Origin of the sequence: Pseudonocardia ailaonensis (genome assembly GCF_039531635.1) — a bacterium.
Taxonomy (GTDB): domain Bacteria; phylum Actinomycetota; class Actinomycetes; order Mycobacteriales; family Pseudonocardiaceae; genus Pseudonocardia; species Pseudonocardia ailaonensis.
In genome coordinates, this window is record NZ_BAAAQK010000028.1 from 306324 (window position 1) to 328396 (window position 22073).

Annotated in this window: 15 protein-coding genes and 1 pseudogene; 6 read left to right on the forward strand and 10 right to left on the reverse strand. The window is 73.4% G+C overall.

Annotated elements, in window-relative coordinates; all coding sequences use genetic code 11:
• Positions 1–69: 69 nt before the first annotated feature.
• Positions 70–1545: an ArnT family glycosyltransferase gene (locus tag ABD324_RS33880; protein WP_344426800.1), complete on the forward strand. Its 1476-nt coding sequence runs from the start codon at positions 70–72 to the stop codon at positions 1543–1545.
• A 54-nt stretch (positions 1546–1599) separates the two neighbouring features.
• On the opposite strand, the gene ABD324_RS33885 is transcribed toward ABD324_RS33880, so the two are convergent.
• Positions 1600–2670: an adenosine deaminase gene (locus ABD324_RS33885; RefSeq protein ID WP_344426802.1), complete on the reverse strand. Its 1071-nt coding sequence runs from the start codon at positions 2668–2670 to the stop codon at positions 1600–1602.
• Between the two features lie 162 nt (positions 2671–2832).
• On the opposite strand from ABD324_RS33885, the gene ABD324_RS33890 reads away from it, so the two are divergent.
• Positions 2833–3963, forward strand: coding sequence for a PA containing protein (locus tag ABD324_RS33890; RefSeq protein WP_344426805.1), 1131 nt, complete (start codon positions 2833–2835; stop codon positions 3961–3963).
• A 167-nt stretch (positions 3964–4130) separates the two neighbouring features.
• Here ABD324_RS33890 and murJ read toward each other — a convergent pair whose 3' ends face one another.
• Complete coding sequence (murJ, locus tag ABD324_RS33895) at positions 4131–5885, reverse strand: murein biosynthesis integral membrane protein MurJ (RefSeq protein WP_344426808.1); 1755 nt, start codon at positions 5883–5885, stop codon at positions 4131–4133.
• 1257 nt (positions 5886–7142) lie between these two features.
• Here murJ and ABD324_RS33900 point away from each other — a divergent pair.
• Positions 7143–7598, forward strand: a complete 456-nt coding sequence (locus ABD324_RS33900; protein WP_344426810.1) for an SRPBCC family protein — start codon at positions 7143–7145, stop codon at positions 7596–7598.
• Positions 7599–7701: 103 nt separating this feature from the next.
• On the forward strand, positions 7702–8874 hold the full coding sequence (locus ABD324_RS33905) for a D-alanyl-D-alanine carboxypeptidase family protein (RefSeq protein ID WP_344426813.1): 1173 nt from the start codon (positions 7702–7704) through the stop codon (positions 8872–8874).
• A gap of 148 nt (positions 8875–9022) precedes the next feature.
• Here ABD324_RS33905 and yhjD read toward each other — a convergent pair whose 3' ends face one another.
• The 3 genes from yhjD to ABD324_RS33920 all read right to left on the reverse strand — a co-directional run bounded on the left by yhjD (position 9023) and on the right by ABD324_RS33920 (position 12588).
• Complete coding sequence (gene yhjD / locus ABD324_RS33910) at positions 9023–10057, reverse strand: inner membrane protein YhjD (protein ID WP_344426816.1); 1035 nt, start codon at positions 10055–10057, stop codon at positions 9023–9025.
• A gap of 12 nt (positions 10058–10069) precedes the next feature.
• Complete coding sequence (trpS, locus tag ABD324_RS33915) at positions 10070–11098, reverse strand: tryptophan--tRNA ligase (protein ID WP_344426819.1); 1029 nt, start codon at positions 11096–11098, stop codon at positions 10070–10072.
• Between the two features lie 257 nt (positions 11099–11355).
• Positions 11356–12588, reverse strand: coding sequence for an MFS transporter (locus ABD324_RS33920; protein ID WP_344426821.1), 1233 nt, complete (start codon positions 12586–12588; stop codon positions 11356–11358).
• Positions 12589–14740: 2152 nt separating this feature from the next.
• On the opposite strand from ABD324_RS33920, the gene ABD324_RS33925 reads away from it, so the two are divergent.
• Complete coding sequence (locus tag ABD324_RS33925; protein WP_344426823.1) at positions 14741–16030, forward strand: GGDEF domain-containing protein; 1290 nt, start codon at positions 14741–14743, stop codon at positions 16028–16030.
• A 60-nt stretch (positions 16031–16090) separates the two neighbouring features.
• Here ABD324_RS33925 and ABD324_RS33930 read toward each other — a convergent pair whose 3' ends face one another.
• The 5 genes and pseudogenes from ABD324_RS33930 to ABD324_RS33950 all read right to left on the reverse strand — a co-directional run bounded on the left by ABD324_RS33930 (position 16091) and on the right by ABD324_RS33950 (position 19724).
• Complete coding sequence (locus ABD324_RS33930; RefSeq protein WP_344426826.1) at positions 16091–16291, reverse strand: hypothetical protein; 201 nt, start codon at positions 16289–16291, stop codon at positions 16091–16093.
• A gap of 94 nt (positions 16292–16385) precedes the next feature.
• Positions 16386–17630: pseudogene (cofG, locus tag ABD324_RS33935) on the reverse strand (7,8-didemethyl-8-hydroxy-5-deazariboflavin synthase CofG); the annotation flags it as partial.
• 165 nt (positions 17631–17795) lie between these two features.
• Positions 17796–18533: a protein kinase domain-containing protein gene (locus tag ABD324_RS33940; protein ID WP_344426828.1), complete on the reverse strand. Its 738-nt coding sequence runs from the start codon at positions 18531–18533 to the stop codon at positions 17796–17798.
• Between the two features lie 11 nt (positions 18534–18544).
• Entirely contained in the window at positions 18545–19336 is a 792-nt protein-coding gene (locus tag ABD324_RS33945) for an exodeoxyribonuclease III (protein ID WP_344426831.1), read from the reverse strand.
• Positions 19337–19379: 43 nt separating this feature from the next.
• On the reverse strand, positions 19380–19724 hold the full coding sequence (locus ABD324_RS33950) for a hypothetical protein (protein ID WP_344426834.1): 345 nt from the start codon (positions 19722–19724) through the stop codon (positions 19380–19382).
• A gap of 155 nt (positions 19725–19879) precedes the next feature.
• Here ABD324_RS33950 and ABD324_RS33955 point away from each other — a divergent pair.
• Positions 19880–22073: NADP-dependent isocitrate dehydrogenase (locus ABD324_RS33955; protein ID WP_344427562.1), on the forward strand; the 2194-nt coding region annotated here is incomplete at its 3' end.

Consider the following 22073-nt stretch of genomic DNA (forward strand, 5'->3'; position numbering starts at 1 on the left):
CTTTCGTCGGATCGGGTCCCGGCGGGCGGCCGTGGTGCGCGGGGCGGGCCCGCCGGTCTCCTGGACCGTATGACCCGCACCCTCGATGCGCCCACCCGCCTCGCCCGTGGCCCCGTGCTCGCGATCAGCGCGTTGACCGCGCTGGTGCTCGGCGTCGCGAGCCACTCCGCCGGCTGGTTCTTCGACGAGCAGTACTTCCTGGCCGCGGGCCGGGACCACCTCGCGTGGGGGTACATGGACCAGCCGCCGCTGGTGCCCGCGCTCGCCGCGCTCACGAACCTGCTCGCGCCCGGCTCGCTGGTCGTGTTCCGGCTGCCGGTGACGCTCGGCGCGGCGCTGACCGTGGTGCTGGCGGGCGCGATCGCCCGCGAGCTCGGCGGCGGCCGCGGGGCGCAGGCGCTGGCCGCCGCGGCGACGGCGTGCTCCGGGATCGTGCTGCTGTCGCACTGGTTCGCCACCTACACCCTCGATCCCCTCTTCTGGACGGCGATCGTGTGGCTCGTGGCGCGCCGGCTGCGGACCGGGGACGACCGGCTGCTCCTGCTCGCCGGTGTGGTGACGGGGCTGTCGCTGAACACGAAGTTCCTGGTCCCGGCGCTGTGGGTGGGGCTGGTGGTCGCGCTCGCGGTGTGCGGCGGGGCGGTCCGGTCGCGCGCGCTCGCCGCGGGTGGCCAGCCCGGGCCCTCCGGCGGCGGGAGCGGGCCGGTCGCGCGGCCCCGGGATCTGCTGCGGTCCCCCGCGCTCCGGGCCGGTCTCGGGATCGCCGCGGCCGCGACCGTCCCGACGCTGCTCTGGCAGGCCGCGCACGGCTGGCCCTACCTCGGCATGGCGACGGTGGTGCGCCGCGAGTCCGAGGGACCCGGGACCTTCACGGTCACGGCGTTCGCGCTGTGCGGGCTCGTCGGGATCGTGCTGCTGGTCGCGGGCCTGGTCGGCGGGATCCGCGGGCGGAACCGCTGGCTCGCGCTGACCGTCGCGCTGGTCGCGGCGATGATCGCGGTCGCGGGCGGGCGGAGCTACTACGTCCTGGAGATCGTCCCGGCCGCGCTCGCGCTGGGCGCCGTCGAGATCACGTCGTCGGCCCGGCTGCGGCGCACCCGCGGGTGGTTCGCGGGCCTCGGCTTCGCGGTGTCCCTGGTGGTCGTGGCGGTGTACCTGCCGTTGCTGCCGGCCGGGCTGCGGCCGGTCCCGGCGCTCGCCGAGTCCGGCGAAGCGACGATGACACCCGCCGCGCAGCTCGTCACCCGGGCCTGGGGTGCGCTGCCCGACCGGGACCGCACCGCCGTCGTCGCGCAGATCTACCCGATCGCCGCGGCGGTCGAGCAGGCCGGCGTCCCCGCCTACAGCGGCCACCGCGGCTACGCCTACTTCACCCCGCCGCCGTCGCGGGCGGACCGGGCCCTGTGGATCGGCGTCGACCCGCTGCCGGCGACCTTCCGCACGGGCTTCGCGACCTGCACCCCGCAGCCGGCGGAGGGCCTGCACCTGGAGCTGTGCCAGGGCCGCACCGCGCCCTGGCCCGCCGTGCTCGCGCCAACCCTCTGACCGGCGAAGGACCCCCTCGTGAGTGGCGATGGTCGCCATGGCGACCATCGCCACTCACGGGGACAGGAGCTTCTCGTAGCCGGGTTTGATGATCTCGTCGATGAGGGCGAGGCGCTGGTCGAAGGGGACGAAGGCGCTCTTCATCGCGTTGATCGTGAGCCAGCGCAGGTCCGTCCAGCCCCAGTCGAAGGTGTCGACGAGGGCCTGGCACTCGGAGCTCATCGTGCAGCCGGACATCAGGCGGTTGTCCGTGTTGACCGTGACGCGGAAGCGCAGGTCGCGGAGCAGGCGGATGGGGTGGTCGGCGAGGCTGGTGGCGGCGCCGGTGTGGACGTTGGACGTCGGGCACATCTCCAGCGGGATCCGCATGTCCCGCACGTAGGCGGCGAGCCGGCCCAGCTGCGGGGTGCCGTGCCGGTCCATCGTGATGTCGTCCACGATCCGGACACCGTGGCCGAGGCGGTCCGCCCCGCACCACTGGATGGCCTCCCAGATCGACGGCAGCCCGAACGCCTCGCCCGCGTGGATCGTGACGTGGGCGTTCTGCTGCCGCACGTACTCGAACGCGTCGAGGTGCCGGGTGGGCGGGAAGCCCTTCTCGGCGCCCGCGATGTCGAAGCCGACCACGCCCGCGTCGCGGTAGCGGACGGCGAGCTCGGCGATCTCCCGTGAGCGCGCGGCGTGCCGCATCGCCGTCAGCAGGCACCGCACGGTGATCGACGACGGCCCGGCGGCGAAGCCCTCGAGCACCGCCTGCACGACGTTGTCGAGATCGAGCCCCTGCTCCACGTGCAGCTCGGGCGCGAACCGGATCTCCGCGTAGACCACCCCGTCGGCCGCGAGGTCCTCCGCCGCCTCCCGCGCGACGCGGACGAGCGACTCGCGCGTCTGCATCACGGCGACGGTGTGGCCGAAGGTCTCCAGGTAGCGCTCCAGCGAGCCCGAGTGCGCCGCGCCCAGGAACCAGCCGGCGAGCTCCTCGGCGTCCCGGGTCGGCAGCTTCGCGTAGCCGGCGGCGTCGGCGAGATCGACGACGGTGCCGGCCCGCAGGCCGCCGTCGAGGTGGTCGTGGAGCAGGACCTTCGGGGCGGTGCGGATGTTCTCGGGCGTCAGCGCGGCGGCCATCGGCGCACGCTATACCCGGCCCCCACCTGGCCGGATCGAGCGAACGCTGTGTCACAGCCACCACCCGGACGGCCTAGTGTGAGCCGCGAAACCGGACTCGCTACCCTCACTGCAGCGTTCCCCGCTCCCCCATCCGGATCACAGGAAGCTCCCCGAAGCCTCATGAGCGATAACTCGACGATGTCGTTCGACCGGATGCGCGGCATGCTCATGCGCGCGGCCGAGATCCGCGACTCCGAACAGCAGCAGATCTTCGACTCCCTCGACGAGATCCACGCCCGGCTCTCCGCGCTCGACGCGCTGGGCACCGTCCGCAAGCGCCTCACCGAGCTGCCGGACCGCACCGAGGTCGGGGTGCTCGCCGAGCGCCTGGACGAGACCGTCGCCAAGGTCGACCAGCAGGAGGCCACGCTCGCGTCGGTCCTGCGGGCGGTGGAGTCGCTGCCGGACAAGCTGGCCAAGCCCTTCGCCCAGCTCGACGGCCGTCTCGACGGCATGGCGGGCCGGCTCGAGGGCGTCTCCGGCCGGATGGACGGGCTGGACGACCGCCTCGGCGGCCTGCACAAGCGCCTCGACGACCTCGACAACCGGCTCGACCGGCACGAGATGCGGCTCGACGCGATGCCGAACTCGGTGGCGACGCCGATCAAGGAGCGCGTCGACGGCGTGGAGAAGATGGTGCGCGAGCAGCTCGACGGCGCGCTGCGCTCCGTCGAGGAGAACAACGAGGGCGTCCGCAACCTGCTGGGCGACACCAGCGTCGGCCTGCACCGCCGCCTCGAGGACCTCGCCGGCCGCCCCGCGGTGGACCCCACCGAGGCCCTGGACTCCCTGGCCGAGCGCCTGGAGATCCTCGCCGGCCGGCTCGAGGCCGTCGCCGGCAAGATCGACTCCGTGGAGTCCGGCCTGGGCGACCGCCTCGGCGAGTTCTCCGGCGCGGTCGACAGCCGCCTCGGCGAGCTGTCCGGCGCGGTCGACTCCCGCTTCGGCGAGTTCGACGGCAAGCTCGGCGACATCGACTCGGTGCTGCGGGCCCGCCCGGACACCACGTCGGTCACCGCGCTCGTCGCCAAGGCCAACGAGGAGTCGGAGCGCCGCAACGCCGGCCAGCTCGACGAGGCCATGGCCACCTTCGCGGAGCTGATCCTGGGCCGCGGCCCCGGCGGCTCCTCGGCCACCCCGCCGCCGCCCCCGCGCCCGGCGCAGCGCCGCTCCACCCGCTCCCGCGCGACCGTCAAGAGCACCACGAACGGCCACGCCTCCGCGGACCTCGCGGACGATCCCGACGAGTGACCCCGTGAGTGGCACCGCCCCCCGGAGGGCGATCACCACTTACGACCCCCCGCTGAGCTGCGGAAACGGCCCCTGCACCCTCGTGGTGCGGGGGTCGTGTCCGTGTGAGCGAGCGGCACTCTCGCTCACTAGGTATGAGCGAAGGGGCCGTTCGCTCATCTCCGGATCTAGCGGAAGCGGGCGGGGAGGCGGCGCCAGAGCGGGGCGAGCTCTCGCAGGCGCAGCAGCTTCATGAGCACCAGCATCACCGGGGCCGCGACCACCAGCGCCACGGCCAGCACCAGCCAGGCCCCGCCCGCCGAGCCCCCGACGCCCGACTCGATGCCGAGGCCGACGAGGTACGCCACCGCGCCGCCCGCGAGCGAGGCGATCAGGGTGCGCCAGAGGGTGTCCAGGACCTCGCGGGTGCGGACCGGTCCCAGCCGCCGCGCGAGCACGACCTGCCCGATCACCGCGCCGACCACGTACGAGAGGCTGTTGGCCGCGACCAGGCCGAGCACGACGTTCTCGGGCGGGAGCAGCACCGGGCACAGCAGGAGCAGCGGGATCTTCACGACCACGATGCCGAGCATGATCAGCGTCGGCGTCCGGCTGTCCGTCATCGCGTAGAACACGCGCAGCTGCAGCAGCGTCACCGCGTAGGGCATCAGGCCGAAGGCGGAGAAGGCCAGCGCCGTGCCGAGCTTGGCGGCGCCCCCGTTGGCGTTGCCGGCGCCCAGGGAGAACAGCGCGAGGCCGACCTCGGTACCGAAGAAGGTCAGCAGGACCGAGATCGGCACCAGGAAGACCGTCGAGAGCCGGCTGCCCAGCGACAGGTCCTTGACGACGTCGTCGATCCGGTTCTCCGCCGCCGCCCGGCTCATGCGGGGCATCAGCGCGGTGAGCAGCGAGACGCCGAGCACGCCGTACGGCACCTGCAGGAGCAGCCAGGCGTTGGAGTAGATCGCGTAGGCGCCGGGGTCCGCGGCGGACGCGACCCGGGTGGTGACGATCAGCCCGGCCTGCCCGACCAGCACGTACCCGACCACCCACAGCGCCAGCCCGCCCGCCGACGACAGCCGCGGGTCCCAGCCCCACAGCGGCTTGAGCGAGATCCCGACCTTGCGGATCGCGGACAGCATGACGGCGGCCTGGACGACGATCCCGAGCGTGGTGCCGATGCCGAGGATGAGCAGCTTGGTGTCGCCCATCCGCACCGGGTCGAGGGAGATCTCCCCCGGGACCAGCACGTAGACGAGCAGCACGCCCAGCACGACGACGTTGTTGAGCACGGGCGCCCACGCGAACGCGCCGAACCGCCCCTTGCTGTTGAGGATCGCGCCCAGGAGCGCGCCGATGCCGTAGAAGAAGATCTCGGGCAGCAGCAGGACGGCGAACGCCGTGGCCAGCTCGGGATTCGCCGAGCTCGTGGTCTCTCCGCCGACGTACAGCGCGACCAGCGGTTTCGCGGCAGCCACCGCGATGACCGTGGCGACGAGCAGGGCGGCGCCCGCCATGGTCAGCAGCCGGCGGGTGTAGGCCTCGCCGCCGTCCGCGTCCTCCTTCTGCGCGCGGACCAGCAGCGGGATCATCACGCTGGTCAGCACGCCGCCGAGGAGGAACTCGTAGACGATGTTGGGCAGCGTGTTCGCCACCGTGTAGGAGCTGTTGACCAGGCCGAACGACAGCACCGCGGCCAGCGCGATCTGGCGCAGGAAGCCGGTGACGCGGCTGGCGAGGTTCGCCACCGCCATCATCGAGCTCGAGCGCAGCAGGGACTGGCCGGCCGGCTTCGACGCCTCGCCGCCGATGACCTCGGTGCGGTCCTCCCGCGGCTCGACCCGGATCGGCGCGAACCGGATGGTCGGCTGGTCCAGGTTCGCGAACGGCGGCATCAGCTCGGTGCGCCGGTCGTCGCGGCGCGGTGGCTCGGGCTGCGGCACGCGGAGCCACGGGGGCGGGACGGGGCGGGCGGGGGGCCGCCGGGTCACGGGGCCCTGGTCACCCCGCGGGCCGCCCGGGGCCCCGGACGCGCTGGGCGGGCCCTGGGGCCCGGACCGCGCGGGAGCACCGGGACCCGGGCGCGGAGGCAGCGGCGGGCGCGGGCGACCGGGAGGCGGGCCGGACTGGCCCGGCGGCCCGGGCTGGGCGGACGGTCCGGGCTGGGCGGACGGTCCGGGCTGGGCGGACGGTCCGGGCTGGGCGGACGGTCCGGGCGGCCCGCCGGGACCGGGCCGGCCACCGGGGTGCGGCGCGGAGCCGCGCGGGTGCGGGGCCGGGCCGGGGTGCGGGCCTGGTGCTTGGTGCGGGCCTGGTGCTTGGTGCGGGGTCGGTGCCTGGTGCGGGGTCGGTGCCTGGTGCGGGGCGGGGGCTTGGTGCGGGGCGGGGGCGCCCGGATGACCGGGCGGACCGGACCGGGCCGGCGGGCCGGACGGAGCCCCCGGACCGGACGGAGCCCCGGGGCCGGACGGAGCCCCGGGGCCGGGGGCCCGCTGCGTCGAGGGCCGCGACCGAGAGGTCGGCCCCGGGGACGACGGACCGGGCTGGGCGGAGGGTCCGGGGTGAGCAGGGGGCCCCGGCTGGGCGGAGGGTCCGGGGTGAGCAGCGGGCCCCGGCTGCGCGGAGGGTCCGGGCTGCACAGAGGTACCCGGCTGGGCCGACGGACCTAGCTGGGCCGACGGACCCGGCTGGGCCGACGGACCCGGCTGGGCGGTCGGCGGGGCCGGGGCCGGCCGGGCGCGCGAACGCTCCGGGGCCACCGACATGCTCGGCCGCTCCCCCGGCCCCACCGCGTGCCGCCCCGACGGGGCACCCGATCCCGGGACCGGCGGGCGTACCGCCGCGTCCTCCTCGGGCCTGCCCACCTGTTCCGTGCTGGCGTCCGGGCCCTCGGGGCGCGCGTCCGGAGCAGGACCGTCGGCCGGAGGGCCGTCGGTCTGCGGGGTGCTGCCGTACTCGCGCATCCCGTCCATGGTGCCGGACCGCGGCTCCCGAGGTGCGTCCAGCACGCCGCGTCGTGGCGAGACACTCGTCCGTGAACGACCGACAGGCCCCATGACCGGCATCGGCACCGAGCCCATGATCGGCATTCGCGTGCGCCAGGACATTCGGGGTGTGCGTGTGAGCACCAGAACGACGATCATGACCCCGATCGCGTGGTGGGCGTGCCGCGCAGGTCACCGGCCGCGCACAATGCGGCCGTGGACGAGACGAGCGTCGAGGTGGACGCGACCCCGGCGCAGGCCTGGGCCCTGATCAGCGACATCACGCGCGTGGGCGAGTGGAGCCCGGAGTGCACCGGCGGCGCGTGGAAGGGCGGCGCGACCGGTCCCGCCGCGGGCGCCCGGTTCGTGGGCCGCAACCGGCACGGCCGGATCCGGTGGACCACCCATTGCAGGGTCGTGACCTGCGAGCCGGAGCGGGCCTTCGCGTTCACGGTGCTCGAGAGCGCGATGACCTGGGGCTACCGGATCGAACCGGTCGCGGGCGGCGTCCGGCTGGTGCAGTGGCGCGACCGCACCGGCGCCCTCGCCGTCCCCGCGAAGCTCCTCGCCGCGAGCGGCATCCTCGGCCGTGACCGCGAGACGATGATGATCGACGGCATGCGCACCACCCTCGACCGGATCAAGGCGGAGCTGGAACGCACCCCCGCCTGACCCGTCAGCCGTCCCCGGACGGGGCACGTTTCCGCAGGTCAAACCGGTCATGAGCGCCGGTGACCCGTCGCAGGGGCGGCGGCGCCCACAGTAGGGTGCAGGGGTGCGGGTGGGGGCGGTTCTCGGGGTGGTCGCTGCGGTGCTGCTCGTCGGCCCGCCCGTCGCGCAGGCGGCACCCGCCACCGGGGCGGTCCCCGCGGTCTGTGCCGGGCGGGAGGCACCGAGCGGGCCGCCCGCCGTCGAGGAGACGGTCGCGGTTCCCGCGGTCCCCGTGCCGGCCGAGCCGGTCGGCGGTGCGCGGATGGGGGCGTGCGGCGACGTGCTCCCCGACGGCGCGGGGCCGCCCCCGGCCGTCACCGCCACGGGCTGGGTGGTCGCGGACCTGGACACCGGCGCCGTGCTCGCCGCGCACGATCCCCACGCCCGCGAGCGCCCGGCGTCCACCCTCAAGATCCTCACGACGCTCGTCGTGCGCGCGAGGCTCGATCCGGACGCCGTCGTCGTCGCCACCCCCGAGGACGTCCAGGTCGACGGGAGCCGGGCCGGGATCGGACCGGGCGGGCAGTACACGGTGCGGCAGCTGCTCACCGGGCTGCTCCTCAACTCCGGCAACGACTGTGCGATGGCGCTGGCCCGCACCCTCGGCGGCGTGCCGGCGACCCTCGCCGACATGCAGCAGCACGCCGAGGCGCTCGGCGCGCTCGACACCCGGCCCGCCACCCCGTCCGGTCTGGACGGTCCCGGCATGTCGACGTCGGCCTACGATCTCGCCCTGCTGTTCCGGGTCGCGCTGCGGGACCAGCTCGTCCGCGAGACCCTCGCGACCAGGACGGTCCCGTTCCCCGGCTTCGCGGCCAAGCCCGGTTTCCTGCTCTCCAACGACGATCCGCTGCTCGGGTCCTATCCCGGCGCCCTGGCGGGCAAGACGGGCTTCACGGACGCGGCCCGGCACACCTTCGTAGGTGCCGCGGAGCGGAACGGGCGGCGGCTAATCGTCGCGATGGTGCGCGGCGAGCAGCGGCCCACCCGGATGGTCGCGCAGGCGGCGGCCCTGCTGGACTACGGATTCGCCCTGTCCGCCGCGAGCCCGGTCGGCACCCTGGTCGACGCCCGCCCGGCCCCTCCCCCGCAGTCCACCGCGACGGCGCTCCCGGCCGGGGCCGCAGCACCGGCGCCGGTCCCCTCCCGGGCTCCGTGGGTCGTCGCCGGCATCGCGCTGCTCGCCGTGATCGCCGCGACGGCCACCGTCGTCGTCCTGCGCCGCCGACCCCGGTGAGCGGCGACGCCCCCCGGAGGGGGTGTGCCGCTCACGACCCGGCTGGTCCGAGCGGGACCCGCTGACGTCGCAGATCGCACATTCGGCCTCCCGAAAGTGCCGACTCGCGGGGGGGTGGGTGGGGTCGGGGGCGGCCGGTCGGGAGGGCTCAGCGGCGGGGGCGGAAGGCGCGGACGCCCAGGATGCCGCCGAGGACCGTGACCGCGCCCGCGCCGACGAGCCCGGCGGCCGCGGCGGGGCTGGGCCGCTTGTGCACGACCAGCTCCGGGCGGATCACGGCGGGGGCGGGGACGTCCACCGGCTCGTCCTGCTCGTTCTCCGCGGCCGTGGCGGCCCAGGCGGTGATGAACAGGATGAAGCGCGAGGTGAAGAAGGCGAAGACCATCAGACCGATGATGGGCCCGAAGGCGACACCGGCCGCGGACTTGGTGACGCTCGACAGGTAGATCTGCATGACCTGCTTGAGCACCTCGAAGCCGATCGCGCCGATGACCGCGGCCTTGACGGCGCTGCGGGCCGCGACGGGCGCCCGCGGCAGCCGGGCGATCACCCACAGGAAGACCAGCCAGTTCGCCAACAGGCCCAGGAGCACGCCGAACAGCCCGAGCAGGAACCGCGCCCAGCCCTGGTCCCCCAGCCCGACGAGGTCGAGCAGCAGCGCCCCGAAGGCGCTCCCCGCCGCCGACACCGCGAAGGAGAGGATCAGCGCCAGGCCCAGCCCGAGCAGGGCCAGCAGGTCGAACAGCGTCTTCTTGACGACGTTGGGCGCGTCCGGCGGCTGCGCCCATTGCTCGGACAGTGCCTCCCGCAGGTTGCTCATCCACCCGATGCCGGAGTACAGCGCACCGACGAGACCGAACGCCCCGACCGCGCCGGCCTGGCTGATGGCCTGCTTGATGACGTCGTTGATCGTGTCGCCCAGGGTGCCGGGGACCTGCTCGGCGATGCCCGCCTGGATCTGCTCGAGCAGGGCGGGCTGGCCGCGCAGGATGAACCCGGCGATCGCGAAGGCGACCATCAGGATCGGCACCAGCGCCAGCACCGAGAAGTAGGTGATCGCGGCGGCGTAGTGGTCACCGTGCTTGTCCGTGTAGCGGGTGCCGGCCCGCATGACGTGGTCCAGCCAGGGCGCGCGGGCCCTGGCCTTCTCCATGGCAGTGGGTTCGGCCGGTTCCTCTGCCATGGGGCACCCCTCTTACGTGGTCGGCGGCAGGAACCCGATCTTGCCGTGCACCGCGTCCAGTGTCGCGCTCGCGACCTCACCCGCACGGGTGGCGCCGCGGGCGAGGACGCGATCGAGCTCGCCCGGGTCTCCCAGGTACTCCTGTACCCGTTCCCGCAGCGGTTCAACGAACGCGACGACGACGTCGGCCAGGTCCTTCTTCAGGTCCCCGTAGCCCTTGCCCTCGTAGTCGGCCTCGAGCTCGGTGACCTTCCGGTCGGTGAGCGCGGAGTAGATGGTCAGCAGGTTGGCGACGCCGGGCTTGGTCTCGACGTCGTACCGGATCTCCCGCTCGTTGTCCGTGACGGCCGAGCGGATCTTCTTGGCGATCCGCTTCGGGTCGTCGAGCAGCTCGACGATGCCGCCGGGCGTCGACGCCGACTTGCTCATCTTCACGGTCGGGTCCTGCAGGTCCTGGATCTTCGCCGCGCCTGCCGGGATGAAGGGCTCCGGCACCACGAAGGTCTCGCCGAAGCGCTGGTTGAAGCGCTGCGCGAGGTTGCGGGTGAGCTCCAGGTGCTGGCGCTGGTCCTCGCCCACCGGCACCCGATGGGCCTGGTAGAGCAGGATGTCCGCGGCCATCAGCACCGGATAGCCGAACAGCCCGACCGAGGCCCGGTCCGTGCCCTGCTTGGCCGCCTTGTCCTTGAACTGCGTCATCCGCGAGGCCTCGCCGAAGCCCGTGTAGCAGTCCAGGATCCAGGTCAGCTGCGAGTGCTGCGGCAGGTGCGACTGCACGAAGATCGTGCAGCGCTCCGGGTCCAGCCCGAGCGCCAGCAGCTGCGCGGCGGCGTTGCGGGTGCGGGCGGCCAGGGTGGCCGGGTCGTGGTCGACCGTGAGCGCGTGCAGGTCGGGGACGAAGTAGAACGCGTCGTGGTCGTCCTGCAGGGCCACCCATTGCCGCACGGCGCCGAGGTAGTTCCCGAGGTGGAACGAGTCGGCGGTGGGCTGGATGCCGGAGAGCACCCGGGGACGGTGGGCGGCAGGGTCGGTCCCGGTCATGGGTCCAGTCTCTCAACCGGCCGCCACCCGGTTCCCGGCGGCGCCGCGGCGGGCCGGCGCGGCCGCCCGCGGGCACCTCCCCGGAGGTCGGGAATCACCCGTTCGCACCCGCATGATGTGTGACGGTGCACACAGAGCGATCGAGGTCGCTGCGGATTTCACCCTCGGGTGCCGGCCGGAGCGAGAACAATCGACCGGGCACAACTCCGTCCGAGGTCGGGAGAGACGTCGTGCGCAATCGCACCTGGTGAGTCCTGCTAGCCCTGCTGGGCGGCCGTGGCCGGCTCCGACGTCGCGGCCGGGCGGGCACCCCGCGTGCACAGCAGACCCAGGGCGAGCACCAGGCCGACCGCACCGCAGGCCCCGACGGCCACCGGCGCGCTCCACCGCTGGGCCACCAGACCGCAGACCAGGATGGCGAGCCCCTGCGCGGCGATGAGCCCCGACGCGGCGAGCCCCGTGGCCCGTCCGCGCAGGTCGGCGGGGGTGTTCCGGAGGAACGCCGCCTGGGCGGGCACCAGCGCCGCGGTGCAGAAGGCCCCGGTCAGACCCCACAGGACGATCGTGGCGGGGATGCTCGGGACCAGCATCGACACGATCAGCGGCACCCCCGCGAGCGCGGCGAACGGGATGACGAGCCGCTCGCGCAGGCCCTCCGGGATCCAGCGGCTCACGATCACGGCGCCGAGCACGCTGCCCGCGGGATCCGCGGCCATCAGCAGCCCGACGGCGGCGGAGCCCGCCTCGCGGGCGTCGGCGAGCGGGGCGGCGAGCGCCTCCGGGGCGACGAAGCAGCCGACCAGCCAGACGGCGAGGGCCAGCGTGCGCAGGCGCGGATGAGCGAAGACCGTGCGCGCGCCCTCGGCGATGTCGTCGAACCAGCTGCGGGCGGCGCCGACCGGACGGTCGGTGTCGGCCGCGGCGACCGGGGCGGGGCGGCGGCGCACGCCGAAGCGGACCAGCAGGCCGGAGAGCAGGAAGGTCCCGGCGTTGGCGAGGATCGCGACGCCGGGGCTGATCACGACGAGCAGCAGGCCGCCGATCGCGAAGCCACCGATCTGGGCGGTCTGGTTGGTGATCTGGCGGACGGCGAAGCCGCGCTCGAGGCGCTCACCGGAACCGAGCACGTCCGGCAACAGGGCGCCCTGGGCGGCACTGTGCGGGGAACCGAGCACGACGACGAGCACGAGCAGCGGGCAGAGCAGCCACAACGGGAGGCCGGTCAGCGCCAGCGGCAGGACGAGGAGGGCACGGGCGAGGTCGGCCAGGACCATGACCTCGCGGCGGCGGAAGCGGTCCGCGACCCAGCCGAGCAGGACCCCGCCGAGCAGGGCGGGCAGGAACGTCAGCGCGTAGACGACCGCCGACCAGGCGGCCGAACCGGTCCGCCCGTACACGAGGACCGAGAACGCGACGCGCGCGAGCTGGTCGCCGGCGATGGAGACGAGCTCCGCCGCCCACAGGGCACGGAACTCCCCGATCCGGAACACTCCCGTGTTCCCGTGACGCCGGTGCACAAGCCCCCCGAGGCGGCCCGCGGCCGCGCAGTCGATCTCTGTCGCAAGTCGATACTGAACGTGATCAGTCGGATCCGGAGAGTCTCGACCCGGTACGCGCCGGGCGGTCGGCGCTCAGCGGTGACCGGTTCTCCCCAGCATGGTCGACGGTGCGGGCGGCTGTCTCGCTGTCTCACCCGGCGGGGACCGATCTCACGTCCGAGGAGGGACGCGGGTCCTCGATGATCGCGGCCGCTGCGACGGTCCACCCGGGATGCGGAGCGGGCGGACGGACGAGCGGCGGGTCGGGTGCCCGTGCGGCGAGCCGTTCGACCTTCACCAGACGCGATTGCGCATCTCGATCTCTTCCTTCGATGACGGACGGTGTAGTTCGTTGCGTAGTCGATCATTTCTCTCACCAGACCCGGTTGCGCATTGCGCGCTCCTTCCACGATTCGGCCCGACACCCTTCTTTCACCACACTCGGTTACGCACAGCCCCTCCTTTCCCGGTCGATTTTCACTGACGGTCACCAGACGCGGTTGCGCATCGAACGCCCTTCCTGTCGATTCCTGCCGGCCGTGGGCACTCACCACACGCGGTTGCGCACCGGGCTCCCCTTTCGCTCGTTCCCGTCCTGCTGCTCTCGGTCACCACACGCGGTTGCGCACTGGCCTCCCCTCCCGCTCGCTCCTGTCAGCCGGTCCCTGGTCACCACACCCGGTTGCGCACTGGCCGCTCCTCCCGCTCGTTCCCGACTCGTCCTCGCTGGTCACCACACGCGGTTGCGCACTGGCTTCCCCTTCCGCTCGCTCCTGTCAGCCGACTCCTGGTCACCACACCCGGTTGCGCACTGGCCGCTCCTCCCGCTCGTTCCCGACTCGTCCTCGCTGGTCACCACACGCGGTTGCGCACTGGCTTCCCCTTCCGCTCGCTCCCGTCAGCCGACTCCTGGTCACCACACCCGGTTACGCACTGGCCTCCCCTTCCGCTCGCTCCCGTCAGCCGGTCCCTGGTCACCACACCCGGTTGCGCACTGGCCACTCCTCCCGCTCGTTCCCGACTCGTCCTCGCTGGTCACCACACGCGGTTGCGCACCGGCTGCTCCTCCCTGTCATGTCCTGCTCCCGTCTCCCTCAGCTCTTCCTCACCAGACGCGGTTACGCACCGGGCTCTCCTTCCCCTCGTTCCCGTCCTGCCGCCGTCGGTTCACCACACGCGGTTGCGCACCGGCCGCCCCTTCCTCTCGTGTCCATCACGTCGTCCCCACTCACCACACGCGGTTGCGCATCGAGCTCTCCTTCCGTCGTCGCCCGTCCTGCCGTCCCGGGTCACCACACGCGGTTGCGCAACGGACTCCCCTTCCCTTCGCCACCGAACTTGTCGCTTTGAGTCACCAGACGCGGTTACGCACTGTGCGCCCCTTTCCGCCATTCCCCAGGATCATTACCGATTACCAGACGCGATTGCGCACGGGGCACTCCTTCCACGCGTTCAGCCGCCGAATCTCCACCGTTCACCGGGCTCCGTCGCGCACCGTGATCTTCTTCGCCCCGGGATCCGCCGAAACGGACGCGATTGCGCGTAGGGTTCCTCTTGCCGACGTGTTCTCGACCGTTCACCCACATGCGTCGCTCCATTCCCGGAGTGCCGGATCCCACGCAGCACGGCGGGATCGCCCCTCTCGTGGGGACACGGGCGGGACGACAGAGCAGTTCAGACGCGTGGCGGGGGGTCGGCCGGGGGGCAGGCGCCGCGCGATCGCGCATCACCCGCCCTCCTCCCCGAGGTGCGGTCCGGGGTAACGGCCGCACCGCCCCCTCCGATCAATCGAGCATCCGGAGGTCCGTGCCACGACGAGAGGGCGCGCGCCGATACAGCGGGCAACGACCCGACTACGAGGTCGGGTACGCCCGTCGCGGCGCGTCGCCCACCGTCACGGGACGGGTGGACCCACCTGCGTCACCCAGAGTAGTTGAACGGTCCAATTCGGTACCGGTTCGGGGCATCCGAACCGTGTGATCGCTTGACTACGCTGAGGATGAACGCTCCCCAGTTTGACCGGACAGGAGTCACACTCGTGGCGCAGTCACCTCGACGGAGGTGTGGCATCACCCGATGGGCCGTGTGGACACAGCCCAGTCGGGTGATCGCTGTGCTGGGCGTCGTCGAGATGGCCGTCCTGTGCCTCCTTGCGGTGTCCTGGGTGAGACTCGACACATCCGTACAGGGGATCGTCCTCTCCGGTGTGCTAGCGCTGGCCGGGATCGTGCACACCGAGGTGGCAACGGGCGTGGAGCGCGCCCGCCGCCGAGTGGGCGAGAACTCCTACACGGACCTGTCGTCGATCTGGACCTTCGCCGCGGCGCTGCTGCTGCCACCGGCCCTGGGCACCGCGACGATCATCGTCATCTACACGTACCTGTGGTTCCGGGTGTGGAAGCCGGGGCGTTTCCCCTTCTACCGGCACGTGTTCAGCACCGCGGTGGTGCTGGGCTCCGCGTTCGCCGCGCAGGGCGTGGTCGGCCTCGGCGGGGGCTCGCAGACCTGGTCCGACGGCATCACCGGGCTCGTCTCGCTCGCGCTGGCGACCGTCGTCTACGCCGCGGTCAACTCGCTGCTCATCGCCGTCGTCGTGGCCACGAGCCGGCCCGGTGCGGGCATGACGGACCTGTTCGGCCACCTCGACGACCTCACGGTCGAGCTCGCGACCCTGTGCCTGGGCGCGATGCTGGCGCTCACCCTCACCGTGTCCTGGTGGTTCGTGCTCTTCGCGTTCGCGCCGATCCTGGTGCTGCAGCGTGCCGTGCTCTACCGCGAGCTGGCCGCCGCCGCCACGACGGACGGCAAGACCGGCCTGCTCACCTCGGCGGCGTGGAACGCCCACGCGGGCGAGGCCATGGTCCGTGCCCGCCGCGACCAGTCCGGCCTCGCGATGCTCGTGCTGGACCTGGACCACTTCAAGCGGGTCAACGACACCCACGGCCACCTCGCCGGCGACCGGGTGCTCGCGGCCGTGGCGGACGCGGTGCGTGCCGAGGTCCGCGGGGACGACCTGGTCGGCCGGTTCGGCGGCGAGGAGTTCGTGGTGCTGCTGCCCGGGCTGCCCGAGGACCGCGCGGCGGCCGAGCTCTACGCCGTGGCCGAGCGGATCCGGCACCGGGTGACCACGCTCGTCGTCCCCGTCGACACGCCCGACGGGCCGCTGTCCATCCGCGGCCTGAGCATCTCGGTGGGCGGCACGATGGTGCCGCACGCGCCGGGGACGACCGTCGAGTCCGCGATGGCGATCGCGGACCGGGCGCTCTACCAGGCCAAGGACTCCGGCCGCAACGCCGTGCGGATCGCCGGGTCCGGCGAGATCCCCACGCAGCGCACGGAGCAGGAGATCAAGGCGGACGCCGCCACGGAGGAGCGTCGCCCGGAGGCGAGCTAGGAGCGGTGCCGAAAGGCTCCGGCCGTAGCGCGCAGTAGGCCCGAGCCCTTCAGCGCGGTCCTAGTCGCCGTCCCCGTCCGGCCCCGCGTCGGCGACGGTCCCGGCAACGGCGGCGTCGTTCCCGCCACCCTGCGTCCGCCGGATCGTCACGACGCCGTTCTCCAGGTCGATCGGGCCCAGGCGGAACTTCTCGCCGTCGCCGGCCTCACCCGCCTCGTCCGAGATCTTCGGACCGGGGAACAGCTCACCGAGTACGCCCATGGCACCACGGTACCGGGGACACAGGATCGGGCTGTTCCGATCAGGCAGCTCCGCTCACGCTGCTCCGCTCACGCTGTTCCGATCACGCTGCGGCGTCCCGCCAGGGCCGGCCGGTGAGCTCGGCGTCCTCGCGGGCCAGCCCGTCCGGTCCGGCGAGCGCGCCGACGTGCGCGTGCAGCCGCGGGTCGATCCACGCCGCGCCGGCCTGCACGTACGGCGGGTAGGCGGTCAGCCGCTCCCGCAGCGTGAAGCCGGACTCGGCGGAGCGGGCGGCCAGCTCGTCGATCATCGGCCAGGGCCGCTCGGGATTGACGTGGTCGGGGGTGACCGGTGAGACGCCGCCCCAGTCGTCGATACCCGCGGCCAGCATGAGCGCGAACTCGCTGCCGACCAGGTTCGGTGGCGCCTGCACGCGCATCCGCGGGCCGAGGACCAGCCGCGTGACGGCGATGGTGGCGGCCAGGTCCTCCAGGTCCGCGTCGGGATCGTGGGCCATCGCGGTGTCCGGCTTCGCCCGGAAGTTCTGCACGATCACCTCCTGGATGTGCCCGTGGCGCCGCGCCGAGTCCCGCATCGCGAGGATCGCGTCCGCGCGCTCGGCCCGGGTCTCCCCGATGCCGATCAGGATGCCGGTGGTGAAGGGGACACCGGCGCGGCCGGCGTCGTCGATCGCGCGGAGCCGGACGGCGGGCTCCTTGTCGGGGCTGCCGAAGTGCGGCCCGGACTTCTCGGCCCAGAGCCGCACGGACGTCGTCTCCAGCATCATGCCCATGCTCGGCGCGACCGGGCGCAGCATCGCCAGCTCGTCGGGGCTCATCACGCCCGGGTTGAGGTGCGGGAGCAGGCCCGTCTCCTCCAGGACCGCGACCGCGCAGGCCCGCACGTACTCCAGGGTGGATGCATAGCCACGGGCCGAGAGCCACTCCGAGGCCGCCGACCAGCGCTCCTCCGGGCGGTCGCCCAGGGTGAACAGGGCTTCCTTGCAGCCCTGCGCGGCGCCCTGGCGGGCGATCTCCAGGACCTCGTCGAGCTCCAGGTAGGCGGCCGGGAGGCGGTGCGGGACGGTCGCGAAGGTGCAGTAGTGGCAGCGGTCCCGACAGAGCCGGGTCAGCGGGATGAACACCTTGCGGGAGTAGGTGACGACGCCGGGCCGCCCGGCCTCGCGCAGACCCTCGTCGCGCACCGCGGCGGCCGCGGCGAGCAGCGCCTCGAGCTCGGGGCCGCGGGCGCCGAGGAGGAGCGCGGCGGTGTCGGTGTCGACCGGGCCGCGCTCGAGCGCCGCCCGGACGTCCGCCGCGGCGGGCCGGGTCTCGACCGCCGGTGTGGGGAGCAGGACCATCCCGCCAGAGTATGTCGCCCGATCACACGGCGGCGGGCCGCCCGATCAGACCCGCGGCGGGCCGCCCGATCACACAGGGGCGGGCCGGCCGGTCGCACCCGCGGAGGGCCGGCCGATCGCGCCCGCGACGGGCCGCCCGACCACACCCGGCGGCGGGCCGCCCGGTCATCTCGTGAAGCGGGCCCACCAGCCGCGCCGCCGCGCGGGTTCGGCGTCGTCGAGCATCGCGAGCGCCTCGTCCACCGAGGGCCGGTCCTCCGGGTCCTCCGCGCGCAGGGCGACGACCAGGTCGTGCAGCGGGGCGCCGTAGGCGCCGCTCGCGGCCAGCGTCTCGCCCAGCCCCCAGAGATCGCCGGCCCGGGCGGGCGGGGCACCCGCGCGCTGCTCGGGGGCGACGAACGGTCCCGCCAGCGGCGGGAGCACCGGGCCCGCGGCGCGGGCGAGGCCGACGTCCCCGAGGGCGATGCGCCCGTCCGCGGCGAGCCAGACCGCGCCGGGGCGGACGGCCCCGTGCACGAGGTCCTGCGCGTGGGCGCGTTGCAGCGTCCCGAGCAGCCCCCGGGCGATCCCCGCGGCCTCCTCCGACCCGAGGGGCCCGCCGCTCGCGACGTGGTCCGACAGGCGCACGGCGTCGAGCAGCTCGGTGACGACGTGGTCGGTTCCGGTGTCGCTCAGCACGTCGTGGACGCCGAGGAGGCCCGGATCGCCCAGCGCGCCGCTCTTGCGGGCCTCCCGCAGCAGCCGCTCGCGGAACGCGGCGTGCTCGGCGGTGGACAGGCCGGTCGGCAGCGGGAGCTCCTGGACGGCGACGGGCCGGCCGGTCACCCGGTCCTCGGCCCGCCACACCGGGCCCATCAGGCCCCGGCCCAGCCCGTCGAGCAGGACGTAGCGCCCCCCGATCATCCGGCTCGGGATCACGGGCGCCCGAACCGCACGGTCACGGGCGCGTGGTCCGACCAGCGCCGGTCGTAGGCCGCGGCGCGCTCCACCCCGGCGTGCTCGGGGCGCAGGCCCGCGGTGGCGAGGACGTGGTCGATGCGCCAGCCGGCGTCGTTGTCGAACGCGCGGCCGCGGTAGGACCACCAGGTGTACGGGCCGGGGCCCTCGTGCAGGGCGCGCACGCCGTCCGTCCAGCCGCTGTCGCACAGCCCGGCGAACCACGCGCGCTCGTGCGGCAGGAAGCCGGAGTGGGCGAGGTTGCCCTTCCAGTTCCGGATGTCCGCCTCGGCCGGCGCGATGTTGAAGTCCCCGGCGACGACCATCTCCCGGCCACCGGCCGCGGCCTTCTCCCGCGCCTCGGCGAGGTGCTGGGCCAGTGCGGCGAGGAAACGGTCCTTCTCCTCCTGGCGCGGGGTGCCGGCCTCGCCCTTGGGCAGGTACAGCGACGCGACCGTGACACCGGGGAGATCGACCTCGACGTAGCGTCCGGACCGCTCGAACTCGGGTGCGCCGATCCCGCGGCGGACCGCGGTGGGCTCGTCCCGGCTGAGCACCGCGACGCCGCTGCGCCCCGGTGCCTCCGCGGGCTCCAGCGTGAGGTGCCATCCCGCGAGCGCCGAGGTGAAGGCCGTCGGCAGGTCCGCGGGGCGGGCCCGGGTCTCCTGCAGGCAGATCGCCGTCGCACCGCTCGTCGCCAGCCACTCCAGCAGGCCCTTGCCGGACGCGGCCCGCACCCCGTTCACGTTGACGGAGCTGACGACGGTCATCCGGACACTTTCCCCCACCCGGCGCGGGGGCGCGATGTCGGGTTCAGCACGTGCTGCCGGAGGTGGCGGCGAGGCGCTCGTTGATCGCCCACCGCTGGTCCCCGACGAGCTGGCGGAAGCCGTTCTGGATGGCGCCGCGCTGCGCGTCGACCTTCTGGCCGGGGCGCAGCGTCTCCACCGGGCCGAGCTCGGTGCCGGGATTGCGGTAGACGTCCAGCGGTGCGGTGCCCTGCACGGCCATCACGCACCCGGTGGAGTTGGTGACTCCGCTGAGCGAGCCCTGGGCGAACAGCGCCACGACGGCCAGCACGACGCCCGCGACGAGCACGAACGTCCACCCCTTGAAGGAGTTCGCCTCCAGCTTGGGCACCTTGAACTTCGGCGCCATGGCCCCTCCCACCCCTGTCCCTCGCGTGGACACAGCCGGTCCGCTGCTCACCGTAGCGTGTGCCGCACTACCTCGCGCCCACCAGAACGCCCGTACGGTATAGCGTGTCGGGCGAGCACAGGAGTCGAACACGTCAGCGAGGCGCGGCAGTGACGATGAAGGTCATCTACACCTACACGGACGAGGCGCCGGCCCTGGCCACGCACTCCTTCCTCCCCGTGATCGAGGCGTATGCGGGCAAGGCGGGGGTCGCGGTCGAGACGCGGGACATCTCCCTGGCCGCCCGGATCCTCGCCCAGTTCCCGGACCTGCTGACGGCGGAGCAGCGCGTGCCGGACTCGCTCAGCGAGCTGGGTGAGCTGGCCAGGACGCCCGAAGCGAACATCATCAAGCTGCCCAACGTCTCGGCCTCGATCCCGCAGCTCAAGGCGGCCGTCGCGGAGCTGCAGGCCGCGGGCTACGCGATCCCGGACTACCCGGAGAACCCGCAGAGCGACGCCGAGAAGTCGGCCCGGGCCGCGTACGACGCCGTCAAGGGCTCCGCGGTCAACCCGGTGCTGCGCGAGGGCAACTCGGACCGCCGCGCCCCCGCGTCGGTGAAGAACTTCGCCAAGAAGCATCCGCACTCGATGGGCGCCTGGTCTCCCGACTCGAAGTCGCACGTCTCCACGATGAGCGACGGCGACTTCCGGCACTCCGAGAGGTCCGTGACCATCCCGGCCGCCACCACGCTGCGGATCGTGCACACCGCCGCCGACGGCACCGAGACTGTTCTCAAGGACGGGCTGAAGGTGCTCGAGGGCGAGGTCGTCGACGCCGCGGTGATGAGCGCCGCCGCCCTGAACGCCTTCCTGGCCGAGCAGGTCGCCGATGCCGCCGCGAAGGGCGTGCTGTTCTCGGTGCACCTCAAGGCCACCATGATGAAGGTGTCGGACCCGATCCTGTTCGGGCACGCGGTCCGCGCGTACTTCCCGTCGGTGTTCGCCGAGTTCGGCGAGGACCTGGCCTCGGTCGGCGCCAACCCGAACGACGGGCTCGCCTCGATCCTGACCGCGCTGGACAAGCTCCCCGCGGACAGGAAGAAGGCCATCTCCGACGCCATCGAGGCCGGCTACACCTCCGGCCCGCGGCTCGCGATGGTCGACTCCTCGCGAGGCATCACCAACCTCCACGTGCCCAGCGACGTCATCATCGACGCGTCGATGCCGGCGGCCATCCGCTCGTCCGGCCAGATGTGGAACGCCGACGACGCGCTGCAGGACACCAAGTACGTCATCCCGGACTCGTCCTACGCCCCGCTCTACGCCGAGACCGTGGACTTCTGCCGGGAGCACGGCGCCTTCGACCCGACGACCATGGGCACCACCCCGAACGTGGGCCTGATGGCGCAGAAGGCCGAGGAGTACGGCTCGCACGACAAGACGTTCGAGATCGCCGCCGCCGGCACCGTCCGGGTGCTCGACGGCTCCGACGTGCTCCTCGAGCACGCGGTCGAGGCCGGCGACATCTGGCGCGCCTGCCAGACCAAGGACGCCCCGATCCGCAACTGGGTCGAGCTCGCCGTGCAGCGCGCCCGGGCCACCGGCGCCCCCGCCGTGTTCTGGCTGGACGAGACCCGCGGCCACGACGCCCAGATCATCGCGAAGGTGCGCTCGCAGCTCGCCGAGCTGGACACCGACGGCCTGACCATCGAGATCCTCCCGGTCGCCGAGGCCACCCGCTACACGCTGGCGCGGGCCAAGGCGGGCGAGGACACCATCTCGGTCACCGGCAACGTGCTGCGCGACTACCTGACGGACCTCTTCCCGATCCTCGAGCTCGGGACGTCGGCGAAGATGCTCTCGATCGTCCCGCTGATGAACGGCGGCGGCCTCTTCGAGACCGGTGCCGGCGGCTCGGCGCCCAAGCACGTGCAGCAGCTCGTCAAGGAGGACCACCTGCGGTGGGACTCGCTCGGTGAGTTCCTCGCGCTCGCGGTCTCCCTCGAGTTCCTCGCGGACGCCACCTCGAACCCGCGCGCCGCGCTGCTGGGGAAGACCCTCGACGCCGCCACCGGCACGCTGCTGGAGACGGGGAAGTCGCCGTCGCGCAAGGTCGGGGAGCTCGACAACCGCGGCTCGCACTTCTACGTGGCGCTGTACTGGGCGCAGGAGCTGGCCCGGCAGACCGAGGACGCCTCGCTCGCGGCGGAGTTCGCCCCGCTCGCGGAGAAGCTGGCCGCGGCCGAGGCCACGATCGTGGACGAGCTGAACGCGGTCCAGGGCAACCCGGTGGACCTGGGTGGCTACTACTACGTCGACCGCGCGAAGACGGACGCCGTGATGAAGCCCAGCAAGACCCTGAACGAGG

What these genes read in the sequence shown, in the direction of transcription:
- ABD324_RS33940 (WP_344426828.1), bottom strand. Translation starts at nt 18,533, where the DNA reads ATGATCGGGGGGCGCTACGTCCTGCTCGACGGGCTGGGCCGGGGCCTG.
- ABD324_RS33880 (WP_344426800.1), top strand. Translation starts at nt 70, where the DNA reads ATGACCCGCACCCTCGATGCGCCCACCCGCCTCGCCCGTGGCCCCGTG.
- yhjD (WP_344426816.1), bottom strand. Translation starts at nt 10,057, where the DNA reads ATGGCAGAGGAACCGGCCGAACCCACTGCCATGGAGAAGGCCAGGGCC.
- ABD324_RS33890 (WP_344426805.1), top strand. Translation starts at nt 2,833, where the DNA reads ATGAGCGATAACTCGACGATGTCGTTCGACCGGATGCGCGGCATGCTC.
- ABD324_RS33945 (WP_344426831.1), bottom strand. Translation starts at nt 19,336, where the DNA reads ATGACCGTCGTCAGCTCCGTCAACGTGAACGGGGTGCGGGCCGCGTCC.
- trpS (WP_344426819.1), bottom strand. Translation starts at nt 11,098, where the DNA reads ATGACCGGGACCGACCCTGCCGCCCACCGTCCCCGGGTGCTCTCCGGC.
- ABD324_RS33930 (WP_344426826.1), bottom strand. Translation starts at nt 16,291, where the DNA reads ATGGGCGTACTCGGTGAGCTGTTCCCCGGTCCGAAGATCTCGGACGAG.
- ABD324_RS33950 (WP_344426834.1), bottom strand. Translation starts at nt 19,724, where the DNA reads ATGGCGCCGAAGTTCAAGGTGCCCAAGCTGGAGGCGAACTCCTTCAAG.
- ABD324_RS33885 (WP_344426802.1), bottom strand. Translation starts at nt 2,670, where the DNA reads ATGGCCGCCGCGCTGACGCCCGAGAACATCCGCACCGCCCCGAAGGTC.